We start from the raw sequence: 18,112 nt of genomic DNA on the forward strand, positions 1-18,112 counted from the left end.
AACTAATAGTAGGATTTTAATCAATTTTAATAAAAATCGCCATTTTGCCGTATAAATTTTAGAAACCTCTAATTATCTCTATACACTACTCTTCCATCGAATATGGTCATAATAACTTTATCGTTTAATATTTCTTCCGGTTCTATCTTGAACATATCTTTTTCAAAGACAGTAATGTCCGCATAGGCACCTTCCTTAAGCTGACCCAACTTATTTTCCATGTGCAGCTGATATGCTGCGTTCACCGTATAGGCTTCAAGGCAGGACTGCAGAGAAAGCTTTTGATTCTCAGGCTCAAGAATCAGCATTTTAGGGTCGTGGAAAAATCCTGCATATCGTCTTGTCATTGCTGTAGCTATTGCTGTTCTCGGGTCATATCCCACTTCATCAGCAGGACGGTCGCTTCCCATGGTCATTATGGCTCCACCGTCCATTATTTCCTTGAGCATGAACTCCTCTTTATGTATCGGCCCCATAATTTCTTCAATTCCGGGATACCAATAGTGCCATCCTCCTGATGTGTTGGCAATGATATTAAGTTCGCCGAATTTTTTTCTATCCTCTTTAGCCACATACTGAGTGTGTGCATTAGTAAGTCTTATATCATCAAAGCCTGCTGCTCTCACAGCTTCAGCTCCATCTATCATAGCCCGGGCTGCACGGTCGCCGATAGCATGTGTATGTATATCAAAACCATAACTGGCAACTTTTTCATACATTCTTTTTATAGCTTCACCTTCAAGTATAGGCTTAACAGGCTCGTATCCGTCTACATATTTATAAGAAACGCTAGCGGACTTAGTTTCAAAGGTTCCGTCTAAGATCACTTTATAAGTATTAACTCTGAACTTATCATTATCATATATCTTGCTTAATCTTATCAATTCTTCAAGGGCAGGTTCCGCACGATCCGCTGTTTCCACAAAAGTACATTCAAAAAATCTCTGTCCAAGCCTTCCACTGCCTGTCATCCTTGCAGGAATCGCATATGCGTCTTCTCCCATCCAGTCATAATTTCCGCAGCCTGCAAAGGAAGTCACGCCGACTCTGGAAAACTCCTCCGACATCTCTTCATAGGATTTTTCCAATATATCTCTGTCAAAGAAATTTACCTTTCGGAAAATCATATTTTCCGGCTCGCACTCTACTACATGGCCCGTTAGCTTTCCGTTTTTATCACGTCCAAAATACTGATATCCCGGAACTGGGTCCGGCGTCGCTTCAGTTATCTGTGCCAGCTCAAAAGTTTTTGAGTTTACCCAGCATGCGTGGAATCCGCTTCCCATCAATATTACAGGCTTATCCGGGCATATTTCATCCAACAGATCAACCGAATACTCCAGATTTTCAAATATAAACTCATTATACCCCATACCTACATATGAGTCTTTATCTGGATTAGCCTTTACAGCTTTTTTAAGAGTCTCAAGTACTTCTTCCAAAGACATTTCTTCATCAAACTGTACAGCCCCCTTAAAAAATGCTGTCATCGCCGGATGGCAGTGAGCATCTATCAGTCCCGGCAGCACCATGGCGCCTTTCATATCTATAACTTCCGTATTTCTCGTTTTAAGCTTTAAAAGTTTATCGCTGCTTCCTACTGCCTTTATAATATTATCTTTAATAGCAACTGCTTCAGCCTTCGGATTGGCGCTGTCCATTGTGTAAACAGCGCCGTTTATCAATATCTTGTCCATAACTTCAATACCTTCTTTCTTTCACTTTTCAGCCTTCATCCTGGTGTTTTCCTACAGAAACCGTAATCTTTGTCGGCATCGCTATTTTCTTATCTTTTTTTCTTGCCACAACACAGAGCAGAACTGCAATAACGATACATGCTATTCCTCCGGACATCAGCGCCATTCTCATAGCATCAAAGCTGCTCAAAAGTCCGCTGCCATACATTTCAGCATAATAAGCAGGTCCCCAATCGCCTTCCATAAAGTCAAAGTAGAAATATCCCACTACTGATACGACACCTATTACAGCCATATATTTTGCAATACGGTACAAATCGCCATACGCCAGTTTTGTATCCGGATTTTTAGGGAAAAGCTCAGGATTCCTTTCTGAATATCCGCCCAGTCCAATCTTTGCTATAGGATATGTAACTCCCACAAGCAGCAGGAATATTTGTCCGTAAAGGAAGTAGTCCATGCCGTTCATATAATACGCTAATACCGCTACGAATGCCGGCAGTACAGTTATAAGGAACAAGCCTACCTTTCCTCCGCTTACCGTATAGCAGTCCTTTCTCAAATCCATAGGAATGACTTTTCTCGCTTTTACAATTATTACAGATACCAGCACCTGCGATACCAGAATAGGAATTACCTGAATGAGAACCAGCGCCTTAAACTCTATCTGCATCATCAGCAGAGTCACAACTGCTATTGAAAGTACGCCTACATACGGAACTCCGCTCTTTTTCGTCACATTGGTTATCCATTTTTTAGGGAACAGCCTGTCGTCTGCCAAAACGAAGAAGGACCTGGAGCCTCCTGCCATGTTGGTATTGAAGCTTGACAATGCAGCAACCATGGCAACCACTACGAAGATAACCTTACCGGCATCGCCGAAGCCCAGCGAAAGGACTGTAGGGAATCCAATACCACCTGTTTCTCCCGGGCTCCACATCTCCCACTGTCCTACGGAAACAAGTCCTGCAGCTGTAGGAAGGAGATATGTAAGGGCTGCGGCAGGTACTGCCAGCTTCATTGCCTTTGATATAACCTGAGGATTAGAAATTTCTCCCGCCATCAGCGTTACTGCGCCGAATCCGCAGTACATCCATATACCAAGGCCTATGCCCATGCTTATACCGGATATAACATCCAGCCCCTCAGGCATAAATGGCTCAAACGGACTATAGCTCCAGTTGGAGAAGCCCACTATAGAAACAACCGCAAAGAGTACTACTACGCATACTGCAAATATCATGCTTACGATACTTACGTCCTTGAGACCTTTCAGGTTTAAGATAGTAAAAATCAATATAATTACGAGTTTTATGATTGTTGCTTCCATCTGAGTCATTTCAATTATGGTGGCCAGATAATTAACCGACATCACTACATATGTGGAGCTGCATACATAAAAGCTTACGGCGCCGTTTATTCCCATCACATATCCCCAGAATTCTCCAAGAGTATGCTTGGCCCAGTAATAATATCCGCCCTCTCCCGGCATTATTGACGCTAGCTCCGCCGTACCGAGGACTACAGGGTACGCCCATACTAATGCCATACCTACCAAGATACATATTGTCATACCCGGTCCGCAGCCGCTGACGATTTCCTCTACGCCGAATGCTCCTGCGCTGGCAGTACAGTAAATCATACAAAATACGGAAAATACGCTATACTTGTTTTTTTGCAAGCTTGATACGCCGCCTACTTGTTCAGTCATTTCTTCCTCCTTTTCGATAAATATATCTGCAATAATTTCTCTGCTTATAAAAATAAAGTATCATGTGCGGTAAATGTCAATTAGTCAAAAAATTTTTTTAATTCCAAAACCTTTAGTGCACCTAAGATTTTATGGTATAATTACTCATAATATAAGGGAGGTGCTTTCAATGAAAATAGGCGAATTTTCCAAGAAATACAATGTTCCCATTTCAACCATCAGATACTACATAGAAGAAGGGCTAATTACCCCTAAGAAAAACGGCGCGCAATATAACTTTGGCGAACTAAACGAATTTGAAATGCAGCTTCTTACAGATTTGCGTGAATCTGCCTTTTCTCTTGAGGAAATGCGCCAGTTTGTCAACATTTCAAGGATTTTTGATGAAAAGGACCCCCTGCGCTATAAGGAGCTTAAGACTCTCTTTGAGGATAAAAAGGACCGACTCTCCAAGCAGATAGAGGCTGCCAAGGCTACCATTAAAACCATTGACTTGAAGCTTAATGCTCTAACATCCAAAGAAGCTGTTCTTGTAGCCTCAAACAATGCTCCGGCCGCAGCGTCACGCAACAACGGCCTGCCCTTGAGATTCCTCACTTATCTGGCCTGTCCCGACTGCGGAGGCTCTCTTGATATGGACAACGTGAAAATGTCCGCCGACACCATAAGCTCCGGTAGGCTTCACTGCTCATGCGGCTACACCGGCCATATTGAAGACGGTATACTCTTTGCAGACGAGGATACGGACCTGGATTTTGACCCGTGCTTCTGCGATGATTACTTTATCGATCTGACCACCCCTGAGCATGAGCCTATATTTTACGAATGTTTTCTTTCAGCGCCTCAGCAATATCTTTCCTTGAATTACGAGGCGCGTACATGGCTTAATGAAGCTATATCCGCACATATTCCGCGCCATGATGTCATATTGTTTCCCGATATTGCATCTGTGTTCCCGTATCTTTACAGCAATGCTCAATACATACAAAACTCGACGCTTGTTATCATGAGCCTTTCCAGAAACGCCGTCACAGCCATACGCAAGCACATAAACGCTCTTGAAACCAATCTCAATATTATTTACATCGTGTCGTCTTCAAACAGGCTGCCGCTTAAAAAAAAGTGCATCGACCTTATGATAGATTATCTGGGCTCATACAATTACGCGTTCTTTTTTGATAAGCCCCTTTATCAATATATCGACCCTTATTTTTCGGACACCGCTTCCATTGCCGGCTGTCTGTCTTATTATGATGACGGCGCTAAGTCCGCCTGTAATATTACAAAGGAGTACAAAAATGCCATGAAGCCTTTTATTACACTGCGCTCATATATGGATGTTCTCCATTCGTGCGGATACAGTATAGTTGCTGATAAGAAGGTAGGCTCCAACACTGTTTTCTCCGAATATTTCCATTATCACGAGTACGGGGAAAAACAGCATCTCCATACATTCCTGGCAGCTCGCAGCAGTCATTAATGCTTTTTGGTTTGCTCGGCTCAAAAAGATATGCTATAATCTACTCAAAAATTTTTTGCACAGATTATTTATTATGCAGCTGAGGTGACAACTATATGAAATCAAAAAAAGCTATTGTTCTGCTTTCGGCAATCATTGTTTTTTCATGTGCTCTGAGAGCTCCCATTACCGGTGTCGGGTCCCTGATAGGGTACATTTCCGATGACCTGAGTTTATCTAATATGTCGGCGGGAATGTTGACAACCATTCCTCTTATGGCATTCAGTGCAGTTTCTTTTTTCATAGGCAGCTTTTCTCACAGGCTAGGCGCCGGCAAGGTGCTGCTGACGGGAATCATCCTTTTATTTGTCGGAATTATTTTGCGCTCTTTCGCAAATATCAGCGGTTTGTTTGTCGGTACAGCTGTAATCGGCCTGGGTATCGCTGTGGGAAATGTTCTGATTCCTGCAGTTATCAAGGCTTTTTTCCCGGCTCGAATCGGCATACTGACCAGCGCATATACGACCACCATGTCGGTCTTCGCAGGTATTTCAGGGGGCATAAGCGTACCTATTGCAAAAGCTTTCGGATGGCAATTTGCCTTATTAGTATGGATTATCCTTGCCTTTGCTGCTCTTATTTTGTGGCTTCCCAATAAAAATCTACAGCTTACAAATGACTTGGGTATCTACGAAAATGCCGAAGGCCGTCGGCCCATTACAAAGGATTCCATGACCTGGTGCGTCGCTTTGTATATGGGTATCCAGTCACTGCTGTTTTACTGCCTTGTGGCATGGTTTGCAACCATATTGCAAAGCAAGGGCTTTGACACCTCAACTGCCGGATATTTTAATTCAATATATATGCTTTTGGGAATTCCCGGCTCTCTAATAATCCCACTTCTGGCCAGTAAGAGCAGGAATCAGTCATTTATAGGCCTCGGCCTGGGAGTGATTTATGTCACAGGGCTTTCAGCAATGCTGTTTTCCGACAATATGGCTGCTCTCATAATCGCTCTTATCTGCTGTGGCTTCTGCTCCGGAGCCACCATCAGCTTTTCCATGATTCTTTTCGGCCTGCATACAGCCAACCCTGCCGACACTTCGGCTTTATCAGGGCTGTCGCAATCAATAGGCTATCTACTGGCTGCGGTGGGCCCTACGGTAACGGGTAAAATATATGACCAAATCGGCTCATGGTCCGCTCCCATCACAGTCCTGCTGATTTTCGCCGTTATGCTCACAGTCCTTGGATATATGGCCGGTAAGGAAAAAATCATAAACGGATGAATGCCAGGCAATCATGACCATCCGTCAAACAGGTGGTTTGCTCATGGCTATAAGCCCTCATTACCTATCCGCGTCTGAAGGCGTGGGCTTTTACTTTGTTCAAGCCTCATTGTATTTGCCTCCTTTGCATTCCCCTGAAGGGGATCTATGTCTTACTTAAAGGGGTCTTCATACTCTTTCACGCTCAACTTATCTAATGCTATATCATGTTTTTCTTGCTCTTAAATGTATTTCTTTTATTGTTGTCTCATTCAATCCTATTGTACTTACATAATATCCTTCTGCCCAAAAATGCCTGTTCCCAAATTTATATTTTAGGTTCACATGCTTATCAAAGATCATAAGTGCACTTTTTCCCTTCAAGTATCCCATGAAGCTTGAACAACCCCATTCTATCAGCTCGGAGAATTTTCTGGTATAGCCATCGATGCCCACCCGCATAACAGGTGGTTTTTGTTTCGCACGTTTTTCGTGCTCAACGAACATAAGACCACATAATAAAAAGACGGTGCTTTGAGGATACTTCCCTCAATGTACCGTCTTAACTTATCTATATTATTTACACTTGCTAAGCAGCTTTTCCCATTGTTCATCGACATACTGCTGGGCTTCATCGATCATCCATTCGCTGCCTTTTTTAAACATATGCTTAAATCTTCCTTGTTTTTTTAGAAATTCTTCTACAGGCAATTTCTTTTTTGGCTCATATGTTAAGTGCCACTGACCATCTACTATTTCATACATAGGCCATACACATGTATCTACAGCAAGTCTGCAGATTTCCGCAAGGTCCTCTGTCTCATATCTCCAGCCTCTGGGGCATGGTGACAGTATATTGAGAAAGCAAGGGCCCTCTGTATATATAGCCTTATGCGCCTTTTCATGAAGATCCTTAAAATTGCCCATAAAGGTCGTCTGAGCCGCATAAGGAATATTATGTGCAGCTATTATTGATGTAAGGTCTTTTTTGTTTTGTATCTTACCCGGGATTTTTATTCCCGCCGGCGATGTTGTTGCATCAGCAAATCTCGGAGTTGACGATGATCTCTGTATACCTGTATTCATATAGGCTTCATTATCGTAACATACATACACCATATCGTGACCTCGTTCCATAGCCCCTGAAAGAGACTGCATTCCGATATCATATGTACCGCCGTCCCCTCCGAAAGCTATAAATTTAAAATTATCCTTTACCCTTCCCAGTTTCTTCATAGTCTTATATGCCGCTTCGACACCTGACGTGGTAGCTGCTCCATTGGCAAAGGCTGTATGTATGTAGCTGTCATAATAAGCTGTATGAGGATATATGAATGTGGAGACCTCCAGACAGCTAGTGGCATTGGTTATTACTGCTTTATCACCTTCATCAAGAGCCCTGAGTACACCGCGTACAGCTATTCCCGCTCCGCATCCTGCGCATAATCTGTGACCTCCGGCCAGTCTTTCAGGTTTTTCTACTTCTCTTTTCAAATTATATGTCATGACTGTGATCTCCTATTCTTCATATCTTTTATGATCGAATCCTCTCTCACCATAACGTGAGTCTCTTACGCCTACATACCTGTAAACATCTCCCGGATCATCTGTTTCATTTATTATGAACAGATCATTATAAATTTCGTAATAATCTTCAACTGTGATATCTCTTCCTCCCAATCCGTAAATGTAATTAATGGCATGAGGTCTGTTGGCAAGATCATAAAGCGAGCTTCTCGCCTCATTAAAGAGCGGTCCTCCGCTGTTGGAAAAACTTTCTGCCTTATCCATTATTGCTACGGCCTTCACTTTACACATAGCTTCTGCAAGAGGAACTCTCGGAAACGGTCTGAAAACTCTCAGCTTGATGAGTCCCACTTTCTTTCCTTCTGCCCTTAGTCTGTCTACAGCTTCTTTTCCTGTTCCTGCGCTGGAACCTATAACTACCAGCGCAACCTCTGCATCATCCATCATATATTCTTCAAAGAATCCGTATTTTCTGCCAGTCAGTTTTTCAAACCTCTTTGCTACATCCATAATTATAGGCATAGCATCCTTCATGGCCTGAGCCTGAGATCTCTTAACCTCCATATAATATGGTGATATCCCGTAAGGACCTACTGCCAGAGGATTCTCTGACTTAAGCAGGTAATTTTCGGGATGATACTCACCTACAAATTCTTTTACTTCATTATCTTCCAAAAGCTCTATATTAGAAACACCGTGGCTTGTAATAAAACCGTCCTGGCATATCATTATAGGCAGCCTTATAGTTTCCGAAATAGGCATAGCCTGAATATAATTATCGTATACTTCCTGATTAGATTCCGCATATATCTGTATCCATCCGGAATCTCTGGCTCCCATGGAGTCCGAATGATCGTTGTTGATATTGATCGGCCCTGTCAAAGCCCTGTTTACCACCGCCATAGTAATAGGAAGTCTTGCCGATGCCGCGACATAAAGCAGCTCCCACATATAAGCAAGTCCTGCCGATGATGTTGCCGTAACAGCTCTGGCTCCTGCAGCAGACGCTCCGATACATACTGACATAGCACTGTGCTCTGATTCCACTGCCACAAATTCGGTATCTACCTCTCCATCAGCTATATACTGAGAATAATATTGAGGAATCTCAGTTGACGGTGTAATAGGAAAAGCTCCCATGACATCGGGATTTATCTGTTTCATTGCCATTGCTACGGCCTCATTGCCGGACATTCTGTCTCTCTTCGCCATTTACTTTTCCTCCTTTACAAAATCTATCGCGTCAAACGGACATACTTTGACACATATACCACAGCCTTTACAATGTTTAAAATCAAAATCAAGACGCCTCCCGTCCCTTACCGGGATAGAACTGTCCGGACAGAATGGTACACAAAGCATACAATGTCTACACTTGTCCTCTTTAAACACAGGGATCATTACTCTCCAGTCACCTGTCTCCACAAGAAGAGATGTTGCAGGTTCATATATTTCAGCGCCTGTTGTAACTTCCTGCCATGTTATCTTTTCATTGATATCTTTAGCTCTCGTTTTCATAATTACTACCTATCCTACCTTTACCTCTTCCATCGCTTTAACAAGCGCTTTCATGTTCCCTTCTATAAGATTCTCCTTGTGAGCGAATTTATGCTGGAAAGATTCTCTCATATCATTTATGAAACGTTCATTATCTATAACATTACTAATCTTGACTACTGCAGCCAGCATAGGAGTATTGGGAAAATTCTTTCCCAATGTTTCCATAGAGATTTTTTCGGCATCTACTACGCACACTCTGCCCTTATAGCCATTCACTAACTTTCTTATCTCTTCAGGGGTCTTTTTACTGTTGATTATGAGCGCGCCTGTTTCCTTCAGTCCTTTAGTCACATCTTCTGATTTAAGCAAAGTTTCATCAACAACCACAACATAGTCAGGAGTATATATATTGGAATGGACTTTACAGTGCTCATCTGTTATACGATTGTATGCTGTTATGGGCGCCCCCATTCTCTCAGGACCATACTCGGGAAACCCCTGTACATGCTTACCTGAACTGAAAGCTACATCGGCCAGAAGAAGACATGCAGTCTTAGCGCCCTGCCCGCCTCTTCCGTGCCATCTTATCTCCACCGCTTCATTTAATCTCTTCATCATTTTGAATTCGCTCCTATATATTCTTATTTCAATATGCAGATACTGTTATTTTGATTTTCAAGGCAAAAAAAGCAGAAAGCCTCTCAATACCTTGTATTAGACTACATTAATAAAGACTTTCTGTCAATAGTTTAGAGCAAACTTTTTTATTTGTATTCACAAAAAAAATAATTCAATTTTGTTTTTATACACAATTTTATTGTATTCTTTTCAATAGTTTTTGTTATCATCGTAAACTGTCTTCCCCTTTCACTTTTTCTGATGTCAAATCCACAATATCCGCTCCGGTAACACGCTGCAAATCTGCAAGACCCATCTCCATCTGCAAACCTACTTTACCGCCGCTCACTATAATGCTGCTCACCGATTCCGCAGATATATCTATAGCTGTGGGAAACTGTTTTTTCATACCTACAGGAGAACATCCTCCTTTCATATATCCCGTAACATTGGTTATTTCTTTCGCAGGTATCATCTCCATCTTTTTCTCTGAGAAATGTCTGGCCGCCTTTTTAAGATCAAGCTCATTACTGACCGGTATGACACATACATAATTTGCTCCGCTGTTTCCTACTGTGACTAGTGTTTTAAACACCATATCCACATTCTGTCCAAGCGAATTAGCTACAGATACTCCATCCAAAAAACCATCAGGAGCTTCATAAGTATACATCTTATATGGTATGCCTTCGGCTTCCACTATTCTCACAGCATTCGTCTTATGATTGAGTTTTTCCTTTTTCTTAGACATCACACCATCCTCGTTTCTTCATATCAATATATTCCTGCCTCATCATGGAATAACACCTTATCTCTTCTATAGTGCCGTCATATATCTTATACGCATAACGCAAAGTCCCCTCATATTCAAAGCCACACTTTTCTATGACACGGCGGCTTCTTAGATTATCTTCTGATGTAGTTATAGAGAGGATGTCCAGCCCCAATACTTCAAAAGCATATTGAATTATCTTCTTTGCAGCTTCTGTCATAAGACCCTTCCCCCAAAAATCCTCGGAAAGAGAGTATCCCATTTCTCTGCTGTGAATATCCGGTCTGAATTTGTCATCCTCAAATCCTATACTTCCAATAACTTTTCCGGTATCCTTATCAACTATAGCCCATGCCATCTTCTGCAGAAAAACTTCGGATATTATAAATCTGGATTCAGCCTGATCAGAATGGGGCTTCCATCCTGCAATAGGGCCGACATTAGGATTTTTCGCATACTCATAAAGATCTGCTGCATCTTTTTTGCTCCACATCCTCAAAGTCAGCCGTTTCGTCTCAATTGTAGGTATTCTGTACTTCTTCATTGTTCCTCCCATTCACTTTACTTTTAATATGATACCCTATGTACCGGGATAAAATCAACAGATTCAAATTCCACATCCGAAAATTTCCATATCTGTCCATACTCTTTTTACTTCCGGATTCTCAATCACAGCGTCAAAAATCTCAGGATATTTCGGGTACAACATTGCTCCGCCGTGTAAAAATTGATATACTAACAGCATGAAAAACACAAAACTTACGAAAAAACGAATTAATATAATTATTCTAATATGTTTTATAGTAATAACAACCGGAGCCTCCATAGTTTTAGCACTTTTAGGCACACAGGTGTACACCAACGCCACTGCCGACAAATCTCAGCAAGCCGCTTATGATACTTTTGCGTATTTTACCGGGCAATTGAGAAAATGTGAAAACTTTTCTCAAGTCAGAACAGCATCTCTGGGCGGAAAAATTCCTGCTCTTGTTATCTCATCTGAGGACAGTAAAACATCAAAAGAAACATGGTATTTTGAATACGAAGGTTCACTCAAAAAGGCCGTTGTCTCTTCTGGCAATACTGTCACGGCTGAATCGGGCGAAGACATTATGGTTTTAAACTCCGCAGATTTCAGAGTAACTAAACCCGGACTTTTAGAAATAAGCATTACCACTGAAAATGGAGATGACATCACCTTTAACATATCTTTTGCCAACAGCGGAGGCACTGACAATGAATAAACCTTCATCAAAAACTGTTTTTTTTATCTGTGCAGTTACTATAATAATATTATTCACTGCCGCCATACTGGCATGTGTCAGCTTATTTATTAAGGCAGACAGATATCAGCAGAAAGCCCGTCTTCTAAATCAGGCAGTAATAGAATCAACATCTATATCTGAAACTTTGAAGGCTTCCGGCGGTGACTTATCGAAAACCGGTCAACTTATGAAAGAACATACGATGTTCGATGTTACTGACAATAAACTTACTTTTTATTACGATAAAGATCTAAGAGCAAATTCAAGATCTGAAAGCCCATACAAAGCCGTTATCACAAAAACTTCTTTTGAAAACAGTTTTCAATATGACATAGTTTTTTTTGAAAGTGAAACCGGTAATTCCTTTTATGAGTTTTCCTTTAAGGCTGTTCAGACAGGGGGTGTATGATGAGACATCATTACAGAAGGCGGACATCTGGCAAAATTTATAATATCATAGAACAAAAAACACCCGTCAAGCTTTCTCCAGCCGTTATAGCCGCTGCCTTATGTATTATGTTTATTATGTTTACGGCAACTTGCTTCGCTGCTGTTATCTTCAGTACCGCATCCATTAAACTTGATACAGCTTACAGAAATGTCACTGCCTGTAAAGAATACTATGAAGCAGAAACAACTGCCACCGACATACTTTCTGTTCTTGCAGCTGATGACGGCAATTCACTGACTGACAAAAACGGAGAGCTCAAGTATAGTTACAACAATACGGAAATAACTATTTCACGAAATGGCGGCAATTTTTCTTTTGACGTTCCTATTTCAAAAAATAAGCAAACTCTTCATGTCATAGCTCAGATTGAAACCGGTAACATCAATATAATCCAGTGGTACATAAAATAATTTTGCGATACTAAATCAAAAGGCAGGAAAAACCTGCCTTTTGATTTATATTCTTTTTATAATCTAAAAAATTTTGATTATCCCGAAAAACCCTTGAAATACAAGCACATTCGCAGGATTTCAGATTGATTTTACTACCAATTTACTACTTTTAACGGATTGCGCCTTGATATGCCGGAACATCTTGCGAGCATGAAACAACCCAATACAAACGCGACGCACTGGCGGCGCGGCACGTCGGCAATCACACAATTTCATATAGCACCGCACTGGCGGCGTTACCTTATCCCAACCGGGAAACAAGGAACGCCGCTATTTTTTTACCCTCATGTTACGCAGTAGGGGCAAAAAGAGTCTTGCTACACAAGGCTTTGCGGGTACGGTTTTCACAGGGTAAGGGATTGATACCTAAACCCTTAAAATCGCTGTTCTACCGCGTAACAAATATGCAGCAAAGGAGTTGATGAAGCTATGGCAGTTTTCCGCGTGGAGAGAAACACAGGATATACGGTTATGAGCAACCACCATTTACGCAACAAAGAACTTTCCCTAAAGGCAAAAGGGCTGTTATCGCAAATGCTGTCCTTGCCGGAGGATTGGGACTATACCCTTGCGGGACTGTCCTATATCAACCGGGAAAAAATCGACGCTATCCGCGAAGCTGTCCGGGAGCTTGAAAGAGCCGGATATATTCAGCGTTCAAGGGAGCGCGACGAGAAAGGACGCTTGCGGGGAACTGATTACATCATCTATGAGCAGCCGCCTAACTTGGATTTACCTACATTGGAAAATCCAACATTGGGAAATCCAACATTGGAAAATCCTACGCAGGAAAAACCTACGTTGGAAAATCCAATGCAATTAAATAAAGATATACAAAAGACTGACTTACCAAAAAAAGAAAAATCAAATACGGATTTATCAAGTAACCATTCCATTCCTATCCTTTCCCCTAACCCCTCTCCTTTGAGGGAAGAAACGGCAGAGCCGGAACGGAAAGGAACGGAAGCGGCAGACGCATACAGCGTGTATGAGGAAATCATCAAGGACAATATCGAGTATGAGCATTTTATCAAGCATACCAACATTGACAGGGAACGCTTGGACGAGATTGTGTCCCTTATCCTTGAAACTGTCTGCACCAAACGAAAGACAATTCGTATCGCCGGGGACGATTATCCGGCAGAGCTTGTCAAAGCAAAGTTTATGAAGCTGAACAGCAGCCACATTGAATTTGTCTTTGACTGCATGAAAGAGAACACCACGAAAATCCGTAACATCAAGCAATATCTGAAAGCGGTACTTTTCAACGCGCCCAACACCATTGACAGCTATTACACCGCCCTTGTCAACCACGATATGTACGGCGGCTATTAAAAAACAGGAGGATTTTAATATGACACAGAAAACAGGAGCTTTGATTTTTGATGAAACGGCAGACCGTTACGACATTCGCTTTGACCTTAACGACTACTACGGAGGATTGCATTGTGGGGATTGCCTTGAAGTGTTTGTACGCGGCAAATGGAAGCCGACCCGCATGGAGTACGGGGACAACTGGTATCTTGTCGGTGTGAGGGCTTCGGATTTGAACGGGCTGCGGGTGCGTATCTAAAGGCGGCATGAAAAATGTACGCCTTATTTTTATGCCCCGAAGCGGCACACCACCCTAACCAAACTATGAAAGGAGGGATTTCATGCAAGATGAAGTCAATGAAAAAGTCGTGTCTTTAGCAATCAAAACATCTAAGCTGACCGCCGAAGTGCTGCAAAAGGCTATGAAAGCCCTGCTTGCCAAAGGCAAAGGGCAGCTAACCAAAGCCCCGCATGGGAAAATCACTATGCGGCAGCTTATGAAGCAGGGAGAAAAGGTTTCCAACATTGAGATTACCGACCAAAATATCAAAGCCTTTGACCCTATCGCAAGGAAAAGCGGGCTTGATTACAACGTCAAGAAGATTGAGAACGGCAAGCCGCCGACCTATCTTGTGTCTTTTAAGGGCAAGGATATTGACGTTATGACCGAAGCGTTCCGGGAATTTACCGCAAAGAAATTAGGCAGGGATAAAAAGCCCTCTATCCGCAAGCTGCTTTCCACTCTGAAAGACAAGGCGGCAGCTCTGGACGCACAGAAGGACAAAGTGAAGAAAAAGGACAGGGAGGTATCGCTATGAAGCCGGAACTTAAAAAGCTGCTTATCCTAAATGCCCCCTATCTGCTCTTTGTCTATCTCTTTGACAAAATCGGACAAGCGGTACGCCTTGCGCCGGGGGCTGACCTTTCCGGCAAGGTGCTTTCCCTTGCAGACGGCTTTTCCGCTGCCTTTGCAACCCCGCTTCCGAGCCTTGCCCCTATGGATTTGCTTATCGGTATTGTGGGGGCTGTCCTTATCCGGCTTATGGTGTACTTCAAAGGCAAGAACGCGAAGAAATACCGAAAAGGTATCGAATACGGTTCAGCCCGTTGGGGCAACGCCGAAGATATAAAGCCCTATACCGACCCGGTATTTCAAAATAACGTGCTTCTGACACAGACGGAACGGCTTACCATGAACAGCCGCCCGAAGCAGCCGAAGTATGCAAGGAATAAAAATATCCTTGTTATCGGGGGAAGCGGCAGCGGCAAGACGAGATTTTTTGTGAAGCCCAACTTAATGCAAATGCACTCAAGCTACGTTGTAACTGACCCGAAAGGTACGGTTTTAGTCGAGTGTGGGAAGCTCTTACAGCGCGGCGGGTATCGGATAAAGGTGCTGAACACGATAAATTTTAAGAAATCCATGCGTTATAATCCCTTTGCCTATATCCGCAGCGAAAAAGACATTTTGAAACTGGTAAATACCTTGATTGCCAACACCAAAGGGGACGGGGAAAAAGCCGGGGAGGATTTTTGGGTAAAATCGGAACGGCTCTTTTACTGCGCCCTTATCGGCTACATTTGGTACGAAGCCCCGGAGGAAGAAAAGAACTTCACGACGCTGCTTGAAATGATAAATGCCAGTGAAGCCCGCGAGGACGACCCGGAATTTCAGTCCCCCGTTGACCTCATGTTTGAACGGTTGGAGGAAAAAGACCCGGAACACTTTGCCGTCCGGCAGTACAAGAAATTCCTGTTATCTGCGGGAAAGACACGAAGCTCTATTCTCATTTCCTGCGGTGCGCGGCTTGCCCCTTTTGACATTAAGGAGCTGCGCGACCTTATGGAAACCGACGAAATGGAGCTTGACACCATAGGCGACCGCAAGACCGCCCTGTTTGTTATCATCAGCGACACCGACGATACTTTTAACTTTGTCGTGAGTATTCTTTACACGCAGCTTTTCAATCTGCTTTGCGACAAGGCAGATGATGAATACGGCGGCAGGCTGCCCGTCCATGTGCGCTGTCTGTTAGACGAGTTTGCAAATATCGGGCAGATACCGAAGTTTGAAAAGCTCATAGCCACCATACGAAGCCGGGAAATCTCCGCGTCGATTATCTTACAGTCGCAAAGCCAGTTAAAGGCAATCTATAAGGACAACGCCGATACCATAGTCGGCAACTGCGACACCACCCTTTTCTTGGGCGGCAAGGAGAAAACCACCCTCAAAGAAATGTCGGAAATCTTGGGGAAAGAAACCATTGACAGCTTCAACACTTCCGAGAACCGGGGGCGCGAGGTATCGCATGGGCTGAACTATCAGAAGTTAGGCAAGCAGCTTATGACGGAAGATGAAATAGCGGTTATGGACGGCGGGAAATGTATTTTACAGCTACGAGGGGTGCGCCCGTTCTTCTCTGATAAGTACGACATTACAAAGCACCCCAACTATAAATATCTTTCCGACTATGACAAGAAAAATACTTTTGATATGGAAAAGCATTTAAGGCGCAGACCCGCCCTTGTGAAGCCGGACGAAGTATTTGACTACTACGAAATCAGCGAAAGCGATTTGCAGGAGGACACCGACCATGAATAGACGTATCAGAAAGAAAAAGGACAAGAAAATCACAGAAGCCATAAACGGGCTTGTTTCGATTGCTGAACGACGGGAACAGCAGCGGCAGGCTGCTATCCGGCAGTTTGTGAAACGGTGTGAAGCCCTGTATGAGCAGCAGCGAAAAGAAAGGAGGAATTGACGCAGTAACAAAGAAAAAGACAACTTGCATGATACGCGCCCCTACAAAAATTCCTATCGCCCACACTGACAACTGAATACCGCCGCGCAGCAGACATTTAGGCAGCGCGGGGACTTATGACCGCGGCAGTTTGAAAACTGACCGCCGTTTTTTATGCCCTTTTACGGGCAAGCCGCATTTGCGGCAGAAAGGAGTTTTATGGAATTTTTCAACAGCGCAATCGGCGTATTACAGACTTTGGTTATCGCTCTTGGAGCAGGACTTGGCATTTGGGGCGTTATCAATCTCTTGGAGGGCTACGGAAATGATAATCCGGGCGCAAAATCACAGGGCATTAAGCAGCTCATGGCGGGCGGCGGCGTTGCCCTTATCGGCACTATCCTTGTACCTCTGCTTTCCGGCTTGTTCGGTTAAGCGCGGGTAGCTGCCTATGCAGAGCATACTTGACGCGATTAACGAATGGATAAAGGAAATCCTTATCGGAGCGATAAACGGTAATCTGTCAACTATGTTCGGGGACGTAAACGAAAAAGTCGGGACTATCGCAAACGAGGTAGGACAGACCCCGCAGGGTTGGAACGCAAATATTTTCAGCATGATACAGACCCTTTCTGAAAATGTAATCGTTCCGATTGCGGGGCTTGTCATTACCTATGTCCTATGCTACGAGCTAATCAGCATGGTAACGGAAAAGAACAATATGCACGACATAGAAACATTCATGTTCTTTAAGTGGATATTCAAAGCCTTTGTCGCGGTGTTTATCGTAACCAACACGTTCAACATCACAATGGCGGTCTTTGATATGGCGCAGCATATCGTTTCCGGCGCAGCGGGGGTTATCGGCGGCGATACGAATATCGACGTTGCCGAAGCCCTTGCCGCCATGCAGGAGGGGCTTGAAGATATGGAAATCCCCGAACTGCTCTTACTTGTGCTTGAAACAAGCCTTGTAAGCCTTTGCATGAAAATCATGTCCGTACTGATAACCGTTATCCTCTACGGCAGAATGATAGAGATTTACCTTTACTGTTCGGTATCGCCTATTCCATTTGCGACCATGACCAACAGAGAATGGGGACAGATTGGAAACAACTACCTAAAAGGGCTGTTCGCTCTTGGTTTTCAAGGCTTCCTCATTATGATATGTGTCGGTATTTACGCCGTACTGGTAAACGATATGATAATCGCAGACAATCTGCACAGCGCGGTATTTTCCCTTGCCGCCTATACGGTTATCCTCTGTTTTTCCCTGTTCAAATCCGGCACACTGGCAAAATCCATATTCAACGCCCACTAAGGGCAGAAAGGAGGTA

21 protein-coding genes and 1 pseudogene are annotated in these 18,112 nt (G+C 43.3%); 12 read left to right on the forward strand and 10 right to left on the reverse strand.

What is annotated here, in order from left to right; all coding sequences use genetic code 11:
* Positions 1-68: 68 nt before the first annotated feature.
* Positions 69-1,697, reverse strand: coding sequence for an amidohydrolase (locus H8692_RS03580; protein ID WP_187525008.1), 1,629 nt, complete (start codon positions 1,695-1,697; stop codon positions 69-71).
* A 28-nt stretch (positions 1,698-1,725) separates the two neighbouring features.
* A complete protein-coding gene (locus H8692_RS03585; protein WP_187525009.1) occupies positions 1,726-3,408 on the reverse strand; it encodes an APC family permease in 1,683 nt (560 codons plus the stop codon).
* A 169-nt stretch (positions 3,409-3,577) separates the two neighbouring features.
* On the opposite strand from H8692_RS03585, the gene H8692_RS03590 reads away from it, so the two are divergent.
* A complete protein-coding gene (locus H8692_RS03590) occupies positions 3,578-4,888 on the forward strand; it encodes a MerR family DNA-binding transcriptional regulator (protein ID WP_187525010.1) in 1,311 nt (436 codons plus the stop codon).
* Positions 4,889-4,979: 91 nt separating this feature from the next.
* Here the strand turns inward: H8692_RS03590 and H8692_RS10730 are convergent, their stop codons facing one another.
* Positions 4,980-5,171 (reverse strand): hypothetical protein, encoded by a 192-nt coding sequence (locus tag H8692_RS10730; RefSeq protein ID WP_243206922.1) that lies wholly within the window; start codon positions 5,169-5,171, stop codon positions 4,980-4,982.
* On the opposite strand from H8692_RS10730, the gene H8692_RS03595 reads away from it, so the two are divergent.
* Complete coding sequence (locus H8692_RS03595) at positions 5,110-6,156, forward strand: MFS transporter (RefSeq protein WP_243206912.1); 1,047 nt, start codon at positions 5,110-5,112, stop codon at positions 6,154-6,156. The genes H8692_RS10730 and H8692_RS03595 overlap by 62 nt on opposite strands.
* A 152-nt stretch (positions 6,157-6,308) precedes the next feature.
* Here the strand turns inward: H8692_RS03595 and H8692_RS03600 are convergent.
* From H8692_RS03600 to H8692_RS03630, 7 genes and pseudogenes are all read right to left on the reverse strand, one after another.
* Positions 6,309-6,537 (reverse strand): annotated as a pseudogene (locus H8692_RS03600) (transposase); the annotation flags it as partial.
* A gap of 174 nt (positions 6,538-6,711) precedes the next feature.
* Positions 6,712-7,641, reverse strand: coding sequence for a thiamine pyrophosphate-dependent enzyme (locus H8692_RS03605; RefSeq protein ID WP_187525011.1), 930 nt, complete (start codon positions 7,639-7,641; stop codon positions 6,712-6,714).
* A 12-nt stretch (positions 7,642-7,653) separates the two neighbouring features.
* Positions 7,654-8,874: a pyruvate ferredoxin oxidoreductase gene (locus tag H8692_RS03610; protein WP_177268071.1), complete on the reverse strand. Its 1,221-nt coding sequence runs from the start codon at positions 8,872-8,874 to the stop codon at positions 7,654-7,656.
* Positions 8,875-9,180: a 4Fe-4S dicluster domain-containing protein gene (locus H8692_RS03615; RefSeq protein ID WP_177268073.1), complete on the reverse strand. Its 306-nt coding sequence runs from the start codon at positions 9,178-9,180 to the stop codon at positions 8,875-8,877. It lies immediately after the preceding gene.
* Positions 9,181-9,189: 9 nt separating this feature from the next.
* Complete coding sequence (locus H8692_RS03620; RefSeq protein ID WP_243206884.1) at positions 9,190-9,780, reverse strand: 2-oxoacid:acceptor oxidoreductase family protein; 591 nt, start codon at positions 9,778-9,780, stop codon at positions 9,190-9,192.
* A gap of 226 nt (positions 9,781-10,006) precedes the next feature.
* A complete protein-coding gene (ybaK, locus tag H8692_RS03625) occupies positions 10,007-10,531 on the reverse strand; it encodes a Cys-tRNA(Pro) deacylase (RefSeq protein ID WP_177268081.1) in 525 nt (174 codons plus the stop codon).
* A complete protein-coding gene (locus H8692_RS03630) occupies positions 10,524-11,096 on the reverse strand; it encodes a GNAT family N-acetyltransferase (RefSeq protein WP_177268083.1) in 573 nt (190 codons plus the stop codon). The genes ybaK and H8692_RS03630 overlap by 8 nt, the downstream gene beginning before the upstream one ends.
* 199 nt (positions 11,097-11,295) lie before the next feature.
* Between H8692_RS03630 and H8692_RS03635 the strand changes: the two genes are divergently transcribed.
* The 10 genes from H8692_RS03635 to H8692_RS03680 all read left to right on the forward strand — a co-directional run bounded on the left by H8692_RS03635 (position 11,296) and on the right by H8692_RS03680 (position 18,096).
* A complete protein-coding gene (locus H8692_RS03635; protein ID WP_177268085.1) occupies positions 11,296-11,796 on the forward strand; it encodes a DUF4860 domain-containing protein in 501 nt (166 codons plus the stop codon).
* A complete protein-coding gene (locus H8692_RS03640; RefSeq protein ID WP_177268087.1) occupies positions 11,789-12,226 on the forward strand; it encodes a hypothetical protein in 438 nt (145 codons plus the stop codon). Before H8692_RS03635 ends, H8692_RS03640 begins: the two co-directional genes overlap by 8 nt.
* 116 nt (positions 12,227-12,342) lie before the next feature.
* The gene (locus H8692_RS03645; RefSeq protein WP_187525012.1) at positions 12,343-12,678 is read left to right on the forward strand and encodes a hypothetical protein; all 336 of its coding nucleotides are present in this window, start codon (positions 12,343-12,345) and stop codon (positions 12,676-12,678) included.
* Between the two features lie 471 nt (positions 12,679-13,149).
* Positions 13,150-14,055 (forward strand): DUF6017 domain-containing protein, encoded by a 906-nt coding sequence (locus tag H8692_RS03650; RefSeq protein WP_003529199.1) that lies wholly within the window; start codon positions 13,150-13,152, stop codon positions 14,053-14,055.
* Between the two features lie 19 nt (positions 14,056-14,074).
* On the forward strand, positions 14,075-14,293 hold the full coding sequence (locus H8692_RS03655) for a DUF5348 domain-containing protein (protein ID WP_002610290.1): 219 nt from the start codon (positions 14,075-14,077) through the stop codon (positions 14,291-14,293).
* Positions 14,294-14,375: 82 nt separating this feature from the next.
* Entirely contained in the window at positions 14,376-14,852 is a 477-nt protein-coding gene (locus H8692_RS03660; protein WP_187525013.1) for a PcfB family protein, read from the forward strand.
* Positions 14,849-16,636, forward strand: a complete 1,788-nt coding sequence (locus tag H8692_RS03665; RefSeq protein WP_003529196.1) for a VirD4-like conjugal transfer protein, CD1115 family — start codon at positions 14,849-14,851, stop codon at positions 16,634-16,636. The genes H8692_RS03660 and H8692_RS03665 overlap by 4 nt, the downstream gene beginning before the upstream one ends.
* A complete protein-coding gene (locus tag H8692_RS03670; protein ID WP_002610319.1) occupies positions 16,629-16,796 on the forward strand; it encodes a hypothetical protein in 168 nt (55 codons plus the stop codon). Before H8692_RS03665 ends, H8692_RS03670 begins: the two co-directional genes overlap by 8 nt.
* Before the next feature lie 198 nt (positions 16,797-16,994).
* A complete protein-coding gene (locus H8692_RS03675) occupies positions 16,995-17,210 on the forward strand; it encodes a Maff2 family mobile element protein (RefSeq protein ID WP_002610321.1) in 216 nt (71 codons plus the stop codon).
* Positions 17,211-17,226: 16 nt separating this feature from the next.
* On the forward strand, positions 17,227-18,096 hold the full coding sequence (locus H8692_RS03680; RefSeq protein WP_002610323.1) for a VirB6/TrbL-like conjugal transfer protein, CD1112 family: 870 nt from the start codon (positions 17,227-17,229) through the stop codon (positions 18,094-18,096).
* Positions 18,097-18,112 lie beyond the last annotated feature (16 nt).

The sequence above is a fragment of the Lentihominibacter hominis genome, from assembly GCF_014385065.1.
Taxonomy (GTDB): Bacteria; Bacillota; Clostridia; order Peptostreptococcales; family Anaerovoracaceae; genus Lentihominibacter; species Lentihominibacter hominis.

Coding starts and splice junctions, on each gene's coding strand:
- H8692_RS03670 (WP_002610319.1), top strand. CDS start 16,629: ATGAATAGACGTATCAGAAAGAAAAAGGACAAGAAAATCACAGAAGCC.
- H8692_RS03615 (WP_177268073.1), bottom strand. CDS start 9,180: ATGAAAACGAGAGCTAAAGATATCAATGAAAAGATAACATGGCAGGAA.
- H8692_RS03640 (WP_177268087.1), top strand. CDS start 11,789: ATGAATAAACCTTCATCAAAAACTGTTTTTTTTATCTGTGCAGTTACT.
- H8692_RS03635 (WP_177268085.1), top strand. CDS start 11,296: ATGAAAAACACAAAACTTACGAAAAAACGAATTAATATAATTATTCTA.
- H8692_RS03620 (WP_243206884.1), bottom strand. CDS start 9,780: ATGATGAAGAGATTAAATGAAGCGGTGGAGATAAGATGGCACGGAAGA.
- H8692_RS03590 (WP_187525010.1), top strand. CDS start 3,578: ATGAAAATAGGCGAATTTTCCAAGAAATACAATGTTCCCATTTCAACC.
- H8692_RS03680 (WP_002610323.1), top strand. CDS start 17,227: ATGCAGAGCATACTTGACGCGATTAACGAATGGATAAAGGAAATCCTT.
- H8692_RS03630 (WP_177268083.1), bottom strand. CDS start 11,096: ATGAAGAAGTACAGAATACCTACAATTGAGACGAAACGGCTGACTTTG.
- H8692_RS03610 (WP_177268071.1), bottom strand. CDS start 8,874: ATGGCGAAGAGAGACAGAATGTCCGGCAATGAGGCCGTAGCAATGGCA.
- H8692_RS03660 (WP_187525013.1), top strand. CDS start 14,376: ATGCAAGATGAAGTCAATGAAAAAGTCGTGTCTTTAGCAATCAAAACA.
- ybaK (WP_177268081.1), bottom strand. CDS start 10,531: ATGTCTAAGAAAAAGGAAAAACTCAATCATAAGACGAATGCTGTGAGA.
- H8692_RS03650 (WP_003529199.1), top strand. CDS start 13,150: ATGGCAGTTTTCCGCGTGGAGAGAAACACAGGATATACGGTTATGAGC.
- H8692_RS03605 (WP_187525011.1), bottom strand. CDS start 7,641: ATGACATATAATTTGAAAAGAGAAGTAGAAAAACCTGAAAGACTGGCC.
- H8692_RS03580 (WP_187525008.1), bottom strand. CDS start 1,697: ATGGACAAGATATTGATAAACGGCGCTGTTTACACAATGGACAGCGCC.
- H8692_RS10730 (WP_243206922.1), bottom strand. CDS start 5,171: ATGAAAAAAGAAACTGCACTGAATGCCATAAGAGGAATGGTTGTCAAC.
- H8692_RS03595 (WP_243206912.1), top strand. CDS start 5,110: ATGTCGGCGGGAATGTTGACAACCATTCCTCTTATGGCATTCAGTGCA.
- H8692_RS03645 (WP_187525012.1), top strand. CDS start 12,343: ATGTTTACGGCAACTTGCTTCGCTGCTGTTATCTTCAGTACCGCATCC.
- H8692_RS03585 (WP_187525009.1), bottom strand. CDS start 3,408: ATGACTGAACAAGTAGGCGGCGTATCAAGCTTGCAAAAAAACAAGTAT.
- H8692_RS03655 (WP_002610290.1), top strand. CDS start 14,075: ATGACACAGAAAACAGGAGCTTTGATTTTTGATGAAACGGCAGACCGT.
- H8692_RS03675 (WP_002610321.1), top strand. CDS start 16,995: ATGGAATTTTTCAACAGCGCAATCGGCGTATTACAGACTTTGGTTATC.
- H8692_RS03665 (WP_003529196.1), top strand. CDS start 14,849: ATGAAGCCGGAACTTAAAAAGCTGCTTATCCTAAATGCCCCCTATCTG.